A 1,290-nucleotide genomic window follows, 5' to 3' on the forward strand; every position below is an offset into this window, starting at 1 on the left:
AGAGAAACCGTAATCGACATGATCGTCGAGGGGAAGGCCGGCCACATCGGCGGCGACATGAGCGTGATGGAGATCCTGACGGAGCTGTACTTCTGCCAGATGGACGCAAGCCCTGAGAACCAGGACGACCCGGACCGCGACAAGTTCGTCATGAGCAAGGGGCACTCCGTGGAGGCCTACTACGCGGTGCTGGCCGAGAAGGGGTTCTTCGATAAGGAGGAGCTCGTCTCCACCTTCAGCAAGTTCGGCTCCAGGTTCATCGGGCACCCGAACAACAAGCTTCCGGGCGTGGAGATGAACTCCGGCTCCCTCGGCCATGGCCTTCCGGTCTGCGTCGGCATGGCGCTGGCGGGAAAGATGAACGGCCAGGGCTACCGGGTGTACACGGTGATGGGCGACGGCGAGTTGGCGGAGGGCTCCGTATGGGAAGGGGCCATGGCGGCCAGCCAGTACAGGCTCGACAACCTGTGCGCGGTGGTGGACCGGAACCGGCTGCAGATATCCGGCAGCACGGAGGACGTGATGGGGCACGACGACCTGCATGAAAGGTTCCGTGCCTTCGGCTGGCACGTGATCGACGTGGCGGACGGCAACGACATCGATGAGCTCCACGCGGCATTCGAGGAGGCGAAGACGGTGAAGGGGCAGCCCACCGTGCTGATCGCCAACACGGTGAAGGGGAAGGGCTCTTCCGTGATGGAGGACAAGGCGAACTGGCACCATAAGGTTCCGAACGAGGAGGAGCTTTTGCAGATCAGGAAGGACCTGGAGGAGAAGAAGGCAGAGCTTGAAAAGGAGGGAACGCTTCATGGCTAAGATAGCGAACAAGCAGGTGATATGTGAGGTACTGATGGAGGCGGCAAGGACGGACAGGGACGTGGTGGCGCTGTGCAGCGACTCCCGTGGGAGCGCGTCGTTCACGCCGTTCGCAGACGGGCTGCCCAGGCAGTTCGTGGAGACGGGGATCGCGGAGCAGAACCTGGTGAGCATCTCGGCAGGGCTTGCGAAGTGCGGGAAGAAGCCGTACGCGGCATCGCCGGCGTGCTTCCTGTCCACGAGGAGCTATGAGCAGTGCAAGATAGACGTGGCCTATTCGGACACGAACGTGAAGCTGATCGGGATCAGCGGAGGGGTGAGCTACGGAGCGCTGGGGATGAGCCACCACTCGGCGCAGGACATCGCGGCGATGTCGGCGGTGCCGAACATGCGGGTGTACCTGCCGAGCGACCGGCTGCAGACGGAGCTGCTGACGAAGGCGCTGCTTGAGGACGAGAAGCCGGCGTACATCCG

2 protein-coding genes are annotated in these 1,290 nt (G+C 62.9%); both read left to right on the forward strand.

The window, feature by feature from the left end; translation table 11 throughout:
* The coding region (locus HJV72_RS18725) for a transketolase (protein ID WP_208073362.1) at nt 1-816 on the forward strand (816 nt) is incomplete at its 5' end.
* Nucleotides 809-1,290: hypothetical protein (locus HJV72_RS18730; RefSeq protein WP_330619048.1), on the forward strand; the 482-nt coding region annotated here is incomplete at its 3' end. The genes HJV72_RS18725 and HJV72_RS18730, both read left to right, overlap by 8 nt.

The organism is Extibacter sp. GGCC_0201 (genome assembly GCF_017566055.1).
Taxonomy (GTDB): Bacteria; Bacillota; Clostridia; order Lachnospirales; family Lachnospiraceae; genus Extibacter.